Annotated in this window: 10 protein-coding genes; 3 read left to right on the top strand and 7 right to left on the bottom strand. The window is 76.5% G+C overall.

The features are described 5' to 3' along the window. Positions 1 to 29 precede the first annotated feature (29 nt). Positions 30 to 473 (top strand): MarR family winged helix-turn-helix transcriptional regulator, encoded by a 444-nt coding sequence (locus GQ466_RS17770; RefSeq protein WP_337193520.1) that lies wholly within the window; start codon positions 30 to 32, stop codon positions 471 to 473. A 316-nt stretch (positions 474 to 789) separates the two neighbouring features. Here the strand turns inward: GQ466_RS17770 and GQ466_RS17775 are convergent, their stop codons facing one another. Beyond that, on the bottom strand, positions 790 to 1,380 hold the full coding sequence (locus GQ466_RS17775) for a TetR/AcrR family transcriptional regulator (protein WP_161104087.1): 591 nt from the start codon (positions 1,378 to 1,380) through the stop codon (positions 790 to 792). A 78-nt stretch (positions 1,381 to 1,458) separates the two neighbouring features. Here GQ466_RS17775 and GQ466_RS17780 point away from each other — a divergent pair, with 78 nt between their 5' ends. Both GQ466_RS17780 and GQ466_RS17785 read left to right on the top strand, forming a co-directional pair. After that, positions 1,459 to 2,349: an alpha/beta fold hydrolase gene (locus tag GQ466_RS17780; protein WP_161104088.1), complete on the top strand. Its 891-nt coding sequence runs from the start codon at positions 1,459 to 1,461 to the stop codon at positions 2,347 to 2,349. Next, a complete protein-coding gene (locus tag GQ466_RS17785; protein WP_161104089.1) occupies positions 2,346 to 3,269 on the top strand; it encodes an alpha/beta fold hydrolase in 924 nt (307 codons plus the stop codon). Before GQ466_RS17780 ends, GQ466_RS17785 begins: the two co-directional genes overlap by 4 nt. On the opposite strand, the gene GQ466_RS17790 is transcribed toward GQ466_RS17785, so the two are convergent. The 6 genes from GQ466_RS17790 to GQ466_RS17815 all read right to left on the bottom strand — a co-directional run bounded on the left by GQ466_RS17790 (position 3,205) and on the right by GQ466_RS17815 (position 13,183). After that, positions 3,205 to 7,557, bottom strand: coding sequence for a hypothetical protein (locus GQ466_RS17790; protein ID WP_161104090.1), 4,353 nt, complete (start codon positions 7,555 to 7,557; stop codon positions 3,205 to 3,207). The genes GQ466_RS17785 and GQ466_RS17790 overlap by 65 nt on opposite strands. A 116-nt stretch (positions 7,558 to 7,673) precedes the next feature. Beyond that, complete coding sequence (locus GQ466_RS17795; protein ID WP_161104091.1) at positions 7,674 to 9,197, bottom strand: carboxyl transferase domain-containing protein; 1,524 nt, start codon at positions 9,195 to 9,197, stop codon at positions 7,674 to 7,676. Positions 9,198 to 9,212: 15 nt separating this feature from the next. Further along, a complete protein-coding gene (locus GQ466_RS17800) occupies positions 9,213 to 10,616 on the bottom strand; it encodes a sensor histidine kinase (RefSeq protein ID WP_161104092.1) in 1,404 nt (467 codons plus the stop codon). A 110-nt stretch (positions 10,617 to 10,726) separates the two neighbouring features. Beyond that, positions 10,727 to 11,254, bottom strand: a complete 528-nt coding sequence (locus GQ466_RS17805; protein ID WP_161104093.1) for a flavin reductase — start codon at positions 11,252 to 11,254, stop codon at positions 10,727 to 10,729. Further along, the gene (locus tag GQ466_RS17810) at positions 11,251 to 11,781 is read right to left on the bottom strand and encodes an NADPH-dependent FMN reductase (protein ID WP_202420714.1); all 531 of its coding nucleotides are present in this window, start codon (positions 11,779 to 11,781) and stop codon (positions 11,251 to 11,253) included. Before GQ466_RS17810 ends, GQ466_RS17805 begins: the two co-directional genes overlap by 4 nt. 235 nt (positions 11,782 to 12,016) lie before the next feature. Then, positions 12,017 to 13,183 carry a PP2C family protein-serine/threonine phosphatase gene (locus GQ466_RS17815; protein ID WP_161104094.1) on the bottom strand — a complete coding sequence of 389 codons (1,167 nt, stop codon included), beginning with the start codon at positions 13,181 to 13,183 and terminating at the stop codon, positions 12,017 to 12,019. Positions 13,184 to 13,328 lie beyond the last annotated feature (145 nt).

Here is a 13,328-nt window from a genome sequence, read left to right on the forward strand (position 1 = left end):
GCGGGCGGACTTCGCTATCGTTCGGGCGCGTGTCCTCCGCCACCGACCTCGACATCGCCGATCTGGCCACCGTGCTGGAGGACGTCGCGCGGATGTCCGTGCGGCTCCCCACGTCCGAACGCCTCAGCTTCACGACGCTCTCCGTCCTGCACACGCTGGCGCGGCGCGGCCCGCGACGGCTCATCGCGCTGGCCGCCGACGAGCACGTCACGCAGTCCGCGGTCACGCAGATCGTCACCCGCCTGGAGCGCGACGGCCTGGTGGAGCGGCGGTCCGACCCGTCCGACGGACGCGCGGTGCTCGTCCACGTGACCGGCGCGGGCGCCGCGATCGTGGACGGCCGCCACGCCGAGCGCATCGCCCACCTCGCCGATCTCACCGGCCGCCTCGCCCCGGCCGAGCGCGCCGCCCTCGCCGCCGCGCTCCCCGCCCTGTCCCGCCTCGCCGCCCTCCACCGCGCAACCGAAAGCTAGGCGCAACCGCCCGCCAACAATCCCACCGCGCGCCAGAGTCAGCCGCAGCCGCTCGCCAGCGATCCACCGCACGCGCGAGTCAGGCGCGGCGGCCCGCCAGCGGCCCACCGCACGCGAAGGTCAGCTGCGCCCGCCCGTCAGCTGCCCACCGCACGGCCGAAAGTCCCGCGCAGCGGCCCGCCGACGGTCCCACCGCGAGCGGGTCAGCCGCGCCCGCCCGTCAGCGGCGCACCGCGCGGGCGAGAGTCGGGCGCGGCGGTCCCGGCGCGCGGGTTAGGCGCGGCGGGGCGTCGGGGGGTCGCGGGGACGGGTGGGGTTAGGCGCGGAGGCCGTCCAGGAAGGCCAGGACGGCGGGGAGGGCTTCGCGGCGGGCTGTTTCGGGGTCGTCGGAGCCGGCGATGAGCAGGCCCGCCTCGGCTAGGGACGCCAGGACCATGTGGGCTAGGGGGCGCAGTGGGACGTCCGTGCGCAGGACGCCCGCCGCGCGGCCCTGCTCCAGGCCGGCGGTGACCAGGCCGAGCGCGTAGCGTTCGTCGATCTCGCGCCAGGTCTCCCAGCCGAGGACGGCGGGCGCGTCCACCAGGCCGATGCGGGCCTTGTCGCGTTCGAGGCAGGTGTCGAGGAAGACGCGCAGGCCGGTCCGCAGCGCGGCGATCGGGTCGTCGCCGGCGTCGCCCATCGCCGCCCCGATCCGCGCGACGATCTCCTCCTGGACCTGCTCGTAGACGGCCCGGAACAGCTCCTTCTTGTCCTTGAAGTGGTGGTACATGGCGCCCCGGGAGCTTCCGGCGCGCTCCACGATCTCCACGGTGCCGACCCCGGCGTAGCCGCGTTCGGCGAACAGGGCGCGCGCCGCGGCGATCAGGACCGTCCGGGTCGCCTCCGACCGCTCCGCCTGCCGGCTCATCGTCCCCCTCTTAAAAACAGACAGCCTGTTTGTTAGTCTCCTGGCACGCCCATTCTTTCAACCAGGGAGCTGGTCCGGATGACGTCCACCACGTACGGGACCTGGCGCGACCCCGCCCTCGGGACCCGCCGCGAGATCGACCTGCCGGCCGCGCGGCTGCCCGTGTTCGAGACCGGGGACGGCGCGCCGGTCGTGTTCGTCCACGGCCTGCTCGTCAACGCCAACCTCTGGGCCGGCGTCGTGCCGCTCGTCGCGCCCGGGCACCGGTGCGTCACCGTCGACCTGCCGTTCGGGTCGCACACCGTCGCCGCGCCGGACGCCGACCTCACCCCGCCCGGCCTCGCCGCGCTGCTCATCGGCGTGATCGAGGACCTCGGGCTCGGGCCGGTCACGCTCGTCGGCAACGACAGCGGCGGCGCGGTGTGCCAGATCGCCGCCGTGACGCGGCCCGACCTCGTCGCGCGGCTCGTCCTTACCTCGTGCGACTCCCACGACCGGTTCCCGCCGAAGGCGTTCGCGTTCCTCAGGGCCGCCGCCGCGGTGCCCGGCGCGCTCGCCGCGCTGGCCGGGACGCTGCGGGTGCGCGCGCTGCGGCGGATGCCGCTCGCCTACGGCTGGCTGACGAGCGTGCCGCTCAGCCCCGAGGTCGGCGACTCGTTCGTGACGCCCGCGCGCGTCGATCCGGCCGTCCGCGCCGACCTGCGCCGCGTGCTGCGCGGCCTGCACCCGCGCCACACCCGCGCGGCGGCGGCCCGCTTCAAGGACTTCGACCGGCCGGTGCTCATCGCCTGGTCCGAAAAAGACCGGTTCTTCCCGGCCCGCGACGCCGAGCGCCTGGCCGGGGACTTCCCCGACGCGCGGCTCACCTGGATCGCCGGCGCGCGCACGTTCTCCCCCGTCGACCGGCCGGGGCCGCTGGCCGCCGCGATCACCGGATTCCTCGACCGGACGGCGGCGGAGGTCCGGTGACCGCGCCGCTCCCGGACGTCCCGGGCGTCGAGCACACGTTCGTGGACGTCGGCGGCCTGCGCACGCACGTGGCGCTCGCGGGCGCGGGCGACCCGCTCGTCCTGCTGCACGGCTGGCCGCAGCACTGGTGGCAATGGCGGCACGTCCTCCCCCGCCTCGCGGAACACCACCGGGTCGTCTGCCCGGACCTGCGCGGCCTCGGCTGGACGGACGCGCCGAGCTGCGGCTACCGGCCCGCCGTGATGGCCCGCGACGTGCTCGGCCTCCTCGACCGGCTCGGCGTGCGGCGGTTCGCGCTGGTCGGGCACGACTGGGGCGGGCTCGCCGCCTACCTCGTCGCGCTGCGGCACCCCGGCCGCGTGCGGGGGCTCGTCGCGATCAACACCGCGAACCCGTTCACCCGGCCGACGCCGGGCACGCTGCTGGACGGGGCGCGCCTCTGGCACGTCCTCGCCAACGCGACCGGCCCGCGGTTCGCCGGTGAGGTGATCCCCCGCTGGGCGCTGCGGCACTGGGTCCACCGGGCGGGCACCCTGCCGCCCGAAGACCGGGCCGTCTACCTGCGGCAGTTCGACGACCCCGAACGCGTGCGCGCGACCGTCCGCTACTACCGGGGGCTGGCCGCGCGGGAGATCCCGGCGATCCTCGCCGGGCGGTACCGGCGGACGCCGCTGACCGTCCCGACGCTGGTCCTCGCGGGCGACCGGGACCCGCTGCTGCCCGTCCGGGGCATGTCCGGCTTCGGGCCGCGCGCCGCCGACCTGCGCGTCAAGGTCCTCGAAGGCGTCGGCCACTTCCCCGCCACCGAGGCCCCGGACGCGGTGGCGGGGCACCTGCTGGACTTCTTCGCGGCGCTCAGCGATCCGCCCACGCCCGGTGGAACAGCTCGTGGACGGGCACCGGCGGCAGGACCCGCATGAACGGCCCGGTGGCCTCCTTCTTGTAGTTCACCTTCAGCAGGTACGGCTCCAGCTTCCGTTCCTCCATCGGGAGCGCCGGGGACTTGAGATCCGCCCACGGGCCGGGGACGAACGCCGTCCGCCGCGCCCGTGGCCGCTTCTCCACGACGATCGCGCCGAGCGCCGCCAGCTCCTCCTGCGCGGCCGTGTGGCGGGCCGGTTTCCAGCCGTTCCAGCGGCGGACGTTCTTGTCCGTCGGATGCGCGAGCGTGAGGAGCTGGAGGTAGAGCGCGGCGGCGTCCGGGCTCGCGCCGAGGTCGGCCGCGACCTCGGCGACCAGGCCGGGGACGCTCGCCGACGGGTCGTTCTCGTACCGTCCGGCCGGGACCGGGCTGTTCAGCGCCCGTTCCACCAGTGCCGCGACGTTCAGCCGGGCCGTCTCCCGGCGCAGGTCGGAGGCCAGCGAGTCCAGCTTGTACTCGGCGCAGACCTGGAGTTCCTCGGCGAGCGCGGCCGGGTCGTTCAGCGCGGTCGTGCGCAGCAGCGGGCGCACCCAGTTCTCCTCGGCGCCGACGATCAGGACGCCGTCGTCGAACGCCTCGACCGGGTCCCCGGCGTCGGACTCGTGCGCCGGGACGGTCAGCGTGTCGGGCCCGAACAGCGCCGCCCGCACCGCGCGCCCGCCCGCGATCCGCTGCGAGCCGAGCGTGACGAACCGGTCCGGCGCGGCGACGGTGGCGTGCAGCTGGTCGAGCAGGGCCGCGAGCCCGGCGAGGGCCGTGTCTCCGGCGGGCCGCTCCGAGCACGCCCACGCGAGCACCGACGCGAGCACGAAGTACGGGTGGCCGTAGTAGTAACGGCCGGGCGTGCCGTCCGGCGTGAGGGCCCGCAACCAGAGGTCGCCGCGCCGCGCGGACGGGACCATCGCCGGGACCTCCACCGCGCGCGGCGACGGGTCGCCCAGCGCGGCGGCCCAGGACGAGTCCAGCCCGAGGTCGCGGTCCAGCTCGGCGGCGAGGTTCTCGTCCACCGGGCGGCGGGCGCCGAGCAGGGCCGTCCACGCGTCGGCCATGCGCCCGGCGGCGGCGACGGCGCCGTCCGGCGTCCACAGCTCGGCGGGGTCGTCCGGCAGCGCGGCGGCGAGGACGCGGCGGTGCCCGGCGTGCCCGAGCCGCCGCAGCAGCGTCTCGGCCTCCTGCGCCGCCGTCTTGGAGCCGGTGTAGGAGCGCAGCGCCTTCTCGTGCTCCTCGACGCTCGTCGTCCGGTCGCCGCCGAACTCGGCGCGGCGCGGCAGGCCGTCCAGGACGTAGCGGGCGAGGCCGGAGCGGACGCCGGTGCGGCGCGCGAACTCCCCGGCCGCCGCGTCCCCGAACGTCACCGGGCCGCGCTCGGCGAGCAGGTCCAGCACGCGGGCGATCGAGACGGCGTCGTCGCCGGTGGCGGCCGTCTCGACCTTGGTCGCGTCCGCCGGGAGCGGCGCGGACGCCCGCTGGACGAAGCGCGGCGGCGCCACCGTGACCGTCCCGTCCCCGGACGCGGCCGAGCGCGCGTACCCGTACCGCCACTCGCCGGGCCGCGCGAACGGCGTGTCCGCCCAGGTGCGCAGCAGCGCGACGAGCGCGGCCCGGTCGTCGCCGGACGTCGCGGCCGTCACGGCGCGCAGCGCGACCGCGCCGATCGCGCCGAGCAGCACCGGCCAGTCGTAGGGCGCGGCGGGACGGCTCAGCCGCCGGACCTCGTCGGTGACCGCGCCGTCCAGGAAGCGCCCGTCGGCGGCGAGCGCGGTGAGCGTGGCGGGCAGCGGCGACGGCGGCCCGTCCGGCGCGCCGGGGCCGCGCACGACGACCAGGCCGCGCAGCGCGGGCACCAGCGCGGTGTCGGCGGCCTCGGCGGGCGGCCGGACGAGCACGCCCGACGCGACGACCTCCGCGCGCCGCACCAGCCGGTCGCGCGCGGACGCCAGCCGGGCCGCGAGATCGGCGGCCATCGCCGCGACCACCGGATCGTCGACGCCGGGGACGGTGCCGCCGTCGAGCAGGGCGCGGGCGGCGGACGCGTCGGCGGCCCGCAGCGCCCGCGACGACGCGGGGTCGCGCGGCGTGAGCAGGTGCCAGAACAGCGGCGGCGGGTACAGCGGCGTCGGGACCTCCCACAGGACCGTGCCGTCGGCGGGGTCCACGCCGCGCACGGTCTTGCGCCCGCGCTGGAGCACGGTGTCGGCGGGCATCCACGCGATCCCGAACGGGTACGGCGCGATGTGCCTGGACGGGATCCGGGCCGACCGCCCGTCCAGCGTCTCCACGATGTAGTGGTCGGGGTCGCGGCCCTCGGGGACGAGCACGCGGGACCCGCTGAGGCCGTCCGCGGAGCCGAGCGGGGAGTCCGCAGCCGGAGCGAGGAACACCAGGCGCGGTTCGGTCTCGTACCCGGCGCGCGGCGCGGTGAAGAAGGACGGGAGCGGCGCGCCGTCCGAGGCCGTGTAGTCGTCCAGCGCGCGGGGGCTGCTGTGCGTGGCCCACACGCGGGCGCCGTCGCCGAGCTGCCGCCCCGGATAGCCGATGCCGGGGAACTCGCCGGGGCGCAGCACGTGCTTGCCGTCGAACCGGCCGCCGGGCACGGCGAACTCGTCGCCGTACTCGGAGTGGGCGCTCTCGGCGACGCCGCGCGCGTCGGCGGACGCGAGCGTGGCGACCGTGCCGGGGTCGCTCGCCCAGAACGCGCGGCGCGGCGCGTACCGGTCGGACGTCCAGGCGACGAGGAAGTCGCCGTCGGCGTGGTGGACGGTGTGGATCGCGGCGTCGTCCGGCAGCGTGTAGGCGCAGGAGCCGACCCGTCCGGACGGCCCCACGGCGATCGCGCGCCCGCCGCCGAACAGCGTGAGGACGGGCCACGTCGCGGTCGTCCCGGCGATCTCGTCCAGCTCGGCGACCGCCGTCTCGAAGGCGGGCCAGGCCAGCTCGGCGGGGATCCCGGCGCGCAGCGTGCGCAGCAGCGGGGCGGTGAGGTCCAGCGCGGACAGGGCGGCGGCGGTGCCGTCCAGCGCGGCGAGCGTCGGGGTGTCCAGGACGCCGTCCAGCTCGGCGAGCGCCTGCTCGGCCGCGCGGGCGCCGCCGGACGTGACGGCGGCGAGCAGGTCCTCGATCCGCGCGTGGACGCTCGCCTCGATGCCCGAGCCGGGCCGCAGCCGCGTGACGGCCGTGCCGGGGCCGGACCGCAGCGTGTGTTCGAGCAGCGGCCCGAACTCCGGGTGCGCGGCGACGGCCTTGAGGTCCCGGACCGAGTCCGCGCCCCACTCCGTCAGCCGGTGGCCCTCGGGGACGATCACCGGCACCCCGGCCGCCAGGCAGGCGTCGAGCAGGTCCGCGTCCAGGCTGGACGCGCCGTTGAACCGGGACCGGTGCAGCACGACGGGCACACCCGAGGCGAGCCGGGGCGCGAGGCGTTCGACGGCCGCGAACAGCTCGGCGGGCATCGGCTGCCGCGTGATGCCGCCGTAAGCGACGCGGACGAACGAGTAGTGGAACGGGAACCCGCCGAGCCACGCCGCGAGCCCGCCCTCGGGTTCGGCGCCGTCGGCGAGGGCGGTGAGCGTGCCCGCCGCGTCCAGCAGCCGCAGGAACGCCGCGCCGTCGGTGGCGCCCGTCGGGAACAGCCCCGCGAGCGCGACCGGATCCTCGGGCGGGGCGGCGGCGAACGCGGCGGCGGCCCGGTCGAGCAGGCCGTCCGACAGCTCGGTGCCCGCGCAGGCCGCGAGGACGTGCGCGAGAATCCGCGACTCCTCGGCCGGGCCGTGCCCGGCCGCCCGCGCGGACGCGCGCACGAGCCGGGGCAGCTCGGCGGGCGGCGGAGCCCCGCGCCACGCCAGCAGCAGGCCGGCGAACAGCTCGTGCGCGCGGTCGGCCGGGTACGCGTCGGCCAGCCAGTCCCGCAGGGCGCGGACCTCGCCGGCGGGCAGCCCGCCGAACCGGGCGAACAGCGCCGCGTTGGCGAGCCGGAAGTCCGGGTCGACGGGCAGCGCGCCGTCCCGCTCGGCCCGGCGCGCGGCGACGTACGCCTCCCCGGCGGCGCGCGGCGCGGCGGCCAGCAGCCGGTGCCCGACCGTGTCCCAGTACCACGGGACGTGGTCGGGCGGCATGCCGCGCGTCTCGCGAGCCAGCTCGTCGACGAACCGGCGGGGCTTGTGGTGGACGCGGCCGGTGCGCAGCGTCTCGACCAGGCGCTCGGCGGCGGCGTGGTCGTGGCCGTGCGCCTTCGCCCAGTCGAGGTAGAGCGTGGACGCACCCGGATCGTGCGGCAGGGGGACGGACATGTCGCGGATTATGGCAGCGGCCACCGACAGACGTGCCCGCTTCAGTCAGCCGCGCCTCACGCGTCGAACGCGGACGTCGTGGGGCTCCGGGCCACCGACAGACGCGTCCGCCTCCGTCAGTGGCTGCGTCCGTGGCGCCCCGCGCGGTCGTACCGGGCGGCGCGCAGGCGCGGCGCCGCCGCCAGCCCGGTCAGCGCGCGCTCCACGGCCGCCGCCGCGCGCAGGCAGAACGCGACGGGCTCGTCGGCGGCGTCGGGACGCTCGTCGACCAGGGCGTCCACGATGCCGTCGCGCAGCAGGTCGGCGGCCCCGACGCCCTGCGCCTCGGCCAGCTCGGCAGCACGGTCCGGCGTCCGGTGGACGATCACCGACGCGCCCTCCGGCGGCAGCGGCGCGAGCCAGGCGTGCCGCGCCGCGAGCACCCGGTCGGCGGGCAGCAGGGCGAGCGCGGCGCCGCCCGTCCCCTCGCCGAGCAGCAGCGCCAGGGTCGGCGCGGGCAGCGTGAGCAGGTCGGCGAGGCAGCGCGCGATCTCGCCCGCGAGCCCGCCCTCCTCGGCCTCGGCCGACAGCACCGCGCCGGGCGTGTCCACGACGGTGACGAGCGGCAGCCCGAGGTCGGCGGCGAGGTTCATGCCGCGCCGCGCGACGCGCAGCCCGGCCGGGCCGAGCGGGTGCCCGGTGCGCTGGCTGCGGCGGTCCTGCGCGACGACGACGCACGGCGCGGACCCGAACCGGGCGAGCGCGAGCAGCAGCCCGGGGTCGGCCTCGCCCTGGCCGGTGCCCGACAGCGGCGTGACGGCCGTCGCGCCGTGCCGCAGCAGGTCCCGCGCGCCGGGACGGTCCGGGCGCCGGGACCGTTCGATGGCCTCCCACGCCGGCGCGGCGGGCACCGGCGTCGGGTCGGGCGCCGGGGGCACCGCGACGGACGGCCGGGCCGCGAGCACGTCCAGCGCGCACGCCGCGACGTCGGCGAGGTCGTCGATCGGGACGACCGCGTCCACGACGCCCTTCGCGGCCAGGTTCTCGGCGGTCTGGACGTCCTCGGGGAACGGCTTGCCGTACAGGCCCTCGTAGACGCGCGGCCCGAGGAACCCGATGAGCGCGCCCGGCTCGGCGGCCGTGACGTGCCCGAGCGACCCCCACGACGCGAACACCCCGCCCGTCGTCGGATGCCGCAGGTAGACCAGGTACGGCAGGCCCGCCGCGCGGTGCGCCGTGACGGCCGCCGTGATCCGGGCCATCTGCGCGAACGCGGCCGTGCCCTCCTGCATCCGCGTCCCGCCCGACGACGGCGCGGCCAGCAGCGGCAGCCCCTGGGCGGTCGCGCGTTCGACGGCCGCGACGATCCGGTCCGCCGTCGCGATCCCGATGGACCCGGCGAGGAAGCGGAACTCCGACACCACGCACGCGACCCGGTGCTCGCGCAGCAGGCCCTCACCGGTCAGGACGGCCTCGTCGCAGCCGCTGCGCTCGCGCGCCGCCGCCAGGTCCGCCGCGTACCGGGAGCCGGGCGGGGCGGTCTCCCGCGGCGGTTCGTCCCAGGACGTCCATCCGGTGACGACACGGTCCAGCAACGCGCGGGCTCCGACCCGTTCGCTCACCGCGGGCTCCCTCCGGCGCACGGACAGTCCGCCGAGCATAAAGGGACCGCGCGTTCAGTCCGCCCGGCGGGTGTCGGCCAGCGGGATCCGCAGCTCCAGCGACGCGCCGCGCCCCTCCCCGGACGCCGACGGCAGCCCGTCGCCGGTGACGACGAGCGTCCCGCCGTGCGCCGCCGCGATCTCGCGGGAGATCGGCAGCCCGAGCCCGCTGCCGGTCTTGTCGCGCCGCCGGCTCTCGGCGAGCCGCTGGAACCGCTGGAACACGCGCTCGCGGTCCTCGGGGGCGATGCCCGCGCCGTCGTCGCGGACGGTCAGCACCGCGTCCCCGCCCTCGGCCCGCACCCGGACCTGGATCCGCTCCGCCGCGTGCCGCGCCGCGTTGTCCAGCAGGTTGTTGAGGATGCGCGCGAGCGCGTGCCGCGACCCGTGGACGTGGACGTCGTCCCGGGCGTCCACCTCGACCGGCACCCGCCGCCTGCGCCGCTCGGCCTCCTCCCGCGCGAACGCGCCGAGTTCCAGGTCCTCGCGGTCCAGCGGGACGCCCGCGTCCAGCTTCGCCATGATCAGCAGGTCCGAGACGAGCTGCTGGAGCCGGTCGGCGTCGGCGAGCGCGGCCCGCGCGACGCCGGGCCAGTCCTCGTCCTCGGGGCTCTCCAGCGCCAGTTCGAGCTGGGCCTGCAATCCGGTGAGCGGGTTGCGCAGCTCGTGCGAGATGTCGGCGACGAAGCCGCGCTGGCGCTCCAGCACCCGGTGCAGGCGGTGCAGCGTGACGTTGATGGACGTGGCGAGTTCGGCGACCTCGTCCTCGGTGTCGGGGACGGTCACCAGCCGCTCCTCCCGTCCGCCGGTGATCTCGGCCAGCTCCCGCTGCATCCGGCCCACCGGACGCACCGCGCGATGCACCGCGTACCAGACCATCCAGCCGTTGAACACGGCCATCACCGGCACCGAGAGCGGGATCTCGATCGCGATGACCTCGCCGACCAGGTCGAGCACCGGGACGGGCAGCCCGGCGTAGACGAGCTGCGGCCGTCCGGCGGCGTCCCGCGTCCACGCGCCGACGACGTACACGCGGTGGTCGTAGCCGGGGATCCGCACGAGCTTGTGGACGCGCCCGCCCGGCGTGTCCGGCCGGGCCGTCGTCAGCGCCGGACGCCCGGCGGCCGGGGCGCTCGCCGCGACGACGCGTCCGCGCTCGTCCACGATCTGCAGCAGCGAGAAGCCGAGCTGGCGGGACCCGAGGACGGGCGTCCCCGGCGCCCGCGCCTCGGCGATCACGTCCCGGACGGCGTGCTCGCCCTGGCGGCGCAGGCTGGAGAACACGACCTGCTTGAGCACGAAGAAGAACAGGAGCGCGCCGATGACCCCGAACAGCAGGAACAGGCCGGTCGCGACGGCGGTCACGCGGGGCCCCAGCGACCACCGCGACGGCCGCCGCCACCGCCCGCGCTCGGGCATCCTCGCCGCCTCCCCGCTCGGACCCGCGCGGGCGCTCGTCCGCGCGACCGTCGCCGGGGGGCCTGCGACCGGTCTTCAAGATCTTTCCGGTCGCCGCCGGGGGGAAACCTCTAGTGGTGCCGCCGGTGCGCGGTGAACCGCCCGAACCGGCCCCGGTGGTAGAGCAGCGGAAGGTCGTCGTCGGCGCCGAGTTCGACGCCGGTGACGTGCCCGACGACGAGCAGGTGGTCGCCGATCTCCCGGACGCTGTGCCAGGCGCAGCGCAGCCGCACCGCGACGTCCTCCAGCAGCGGTTCGCCCTGCGGCCCGGGCCGCCACCGCGTCGGCGCGGCGAACCGGTCCACGTCGCGGCTGGCGAACCGCGCCGCGAGGTCGGCCTGGTCGTGCCGGAGCACGTTGACGGCGAACGTCGCCGCCCGGCGCAGACGCGGGAACGTCGTGGACGACCCCGCGACGTAGAACGACACGAGCGGCGGGTCGAGGCTCACGGACGTGAAGGACGTCGCGGTGAGCCCTTCGGGCGTGGCCCCGTCGGGGCGGGCGGTGACCACCACCACGCCGGCGGCGTGCCGCGCGAGCGCGTCGCGGAAAGAGTCCCCGGTGACCGGGACGGGCCGTGCCGTCGCCGTCCCGGTCACCGGGACGCCTCCGCGCGCAGAGCGCCCCGCGCGGCGGAGGCCACCCGTCCGGCCCACTCCGCCGTGACGGAGTCGAGCCGGTCGAGGTCGGATTCGAGCAGCGCGAGCCCCGGGGTCGGGACGGTCGCGCCCAGCTCGACGAGCAGGGGCCGCAGATGGACTTCCACGGCCAGGGCGTGCTGCGGGGCGCCGAGGACCAGCAGCGGCAGGGCGACCTTGCCGGTCAGCGCGCCGCCGGGCAGCCGGTCCAGGAAGGACTTGAGCAGTCCGGTGTAGGTGCCCTTGTAGGTGGGGCTGGCAATGAGCAGGACGTCCGCCGCGGCGACGCGCTCCAGCGCGGCGGCGACGTCCGGACCGGGGTCGGCGGCCAGCAGCCGCGGGGCCAGGTCCGACAGGTCGATGGTCTCGGGGGCGGAGGACAGGCCCGCCGCGTCCGCGACCGCGCGCGCCGCGGCGACGGCGGCCGTGGCGGTGCGCGAGTGCGGGCGGGGGTTGCCGATGATGACCAGGAAGCTCACGTCCCCCATTAGAGGGCAATATCCCTACCAAGTCAATCGGCTATATCGGAATATGGGACGGCCGATGCCCGCGCGGACGGCGCCTCCCACCCCTGGGGTGCCGTTCGCGCGGGCATCTCCTTCGGTGCCGCCAACCGCCCGGGGACTCGCGCGCCGAGGAGGATCCGACGAGTCCGGGGCGGTTGCCGAACTGATGACTACTCTGCCGGACCGTTGTTCACAGACGGAAACATCGAGATGACGTTCACGTTTCCAGATGCTCGTGTTTCCCGGCGGCGGGCGACGGCGGCCACGTCCGCCAGATCACGACGAGCGCGCAGTCGTCGTCGCGCGCCGCAGCCATCGTCTGGACGAGTTCCCGCGCGCCCGTCGCGAAGCCTTCGGGCACCAGGCGCTCGGCCTGCCCGAGCAGGTTCTCGATGCCCGCGTCCAGGTCGCTGCCGGGCGACTCGACGAGCCCGTCGGTGTAGAGGAGCAGGGCGTCGCCGGGCATCAGCGTGCCGTGGTCGGGGACGCAGTCCATCTCCGGCACCACGCCGAGCACGACGCCCTTGGCCGGGCTGACCTGCCACTCGCCGCTGCTCGCGTCGAACTGCACCGCCGGCGGGTGCCCGGCGGACTCGACGGTGTACGCGCCGGTGGACAGGTCGATCTCCACGTGGACGGCCGTGACGAAGCCCTCGTCCCAGCCCTGTCGGTGCAGGTAGCGGTTGCAGGCGGGAAGGAAGCCCTCCGGCTGGACCGATCCAAGAAGACCGCCGAACGCGCCCGACAGCATGAGCGCCCGGGTCCCGGCGTCGGTGCCCTTGCCGGACACGTCCACGAGCGCGACCTCCAGCTTGTCGCCGTCGCGCGCCGACACCACGAAGTCCCCGCCGAACGACGAGCCGCCCGCCTGGAGCAGCACGACCTGGGCGTCCCAGTCCGCCGGGAGGCGCGGCATCTCGCCCTGCCGCCGCAGCCGGTCGCGCAGCTCCAGCAGCATCGAGTCGCCGCGCAGGCCCTGCACGCCGAGCTGCTGGCGGGTGCGCGCCAGCGTCAGCGCGAGCAGGGCGGTGATCGAGAGCGTCGCGATGACGCCGAGACCGAGGCCGCGCCCGTCGTCCCACGCCTCGTAGGCGTTGTAGGCGAGCACCGCCGCGACGACGCCGAGCAGCGCGACGACCGTCCGGATCTTCAGCAGCAGCCCGCCGCCGAGGACGATCAGCACGAGCGCGCCGGACGTCGCCCGCTGCTGTGAGTCGCCGCCGAGCCCGATCGCGAGCACCAGGAACGCGAGCGCCACGAACACGTACCGTTCGCGCGTCAGCTTGCCCTGGCGCGTCCACCGGTACAGGCGCACCAGCAGCGGGATCCGGCGCAGGAGCGTGCGGATCCGGAGCGGCAGGTGGCGCACCAGTCGTTGCAGCATGACGTGCAGACGATACCGAGCATCCGGCCCGTACGGTGGGGTTCCACGGCACCGATGACCGTCCGTGACGGAACGGTCATCGCGTGCGCACACCCGTCACGGACCCGTTGACCTGCCGGATCGCCCGGCGGGACGGGCCCGCTCA

It is taken from the genome of Actinomadura rayongensis (assembly GCF_009831215.1).
Taxonomy (GTDB): domain Bacteria; phylum Actinomycetota; class Actinomycetes; order Streptosporangiales; family Streptosporangiaceae; genus Spirillospora; species Spirillospora rayongensis.

What these genes read in the sequence shown, in the direction of transcription:
- GQ466_RS17795 (WP_161104091.1), bottom strand. Translation starts at nt 9,197, where the DNA reads ATGCTCGGCGGACTGTCCGTGCGCCGGAGGGAGCCCGCGGTGAGCGAA.
- GQ466_RS17775 (WP_161104087.1), bottom strand. Translation starts at nt 1,380, where the DNA reads ATGAGCCGGCAGGCGGAGCGGTCGGAGGCGACCCGGACGGTCCTGATC.
- GQ466_RS17815 (WP_161104094.1), bottom strand. Translation starts at nt 13,183, where the DNA reads ATGCTGCAACGACTGGTGCGCCACCTGCCGCTCCGGATCCGCACGCTC.
- GQ466_RS17800 (WP_161104092.1), bottom strand. Translation starts at nt 10,616, where the DNA reads ATGCCCGAGCGCGGGCGGTGGCGGCGGCCGTCGCGGTGGTCGCTGGGG.
- GQ466_RS17810 (WP_202420714.1), bottom strand. Translation starts at nt 11,781, where the DNA reads ATGGGGGACGTGAGCTTCCTGGTCATCATCGGCAACCCCCGCCCGCAC.
- GQ466_RS17780 (WP_161104088.1), top strand. Translation starts at nt 1,459, where the DNA reads ATGACGTCCACCACGTACGGGACCTGGCGCGACCCCGCCCTCGGGACC.
- GQ466_RS17790 (WP_161104090.1), bottom strand. Translation starts at nt 7,557, where the DNA reads ATGTCCGTCCCCCTGCCGCACGATCCGGGTGCGTCCACGCTCTACCTC.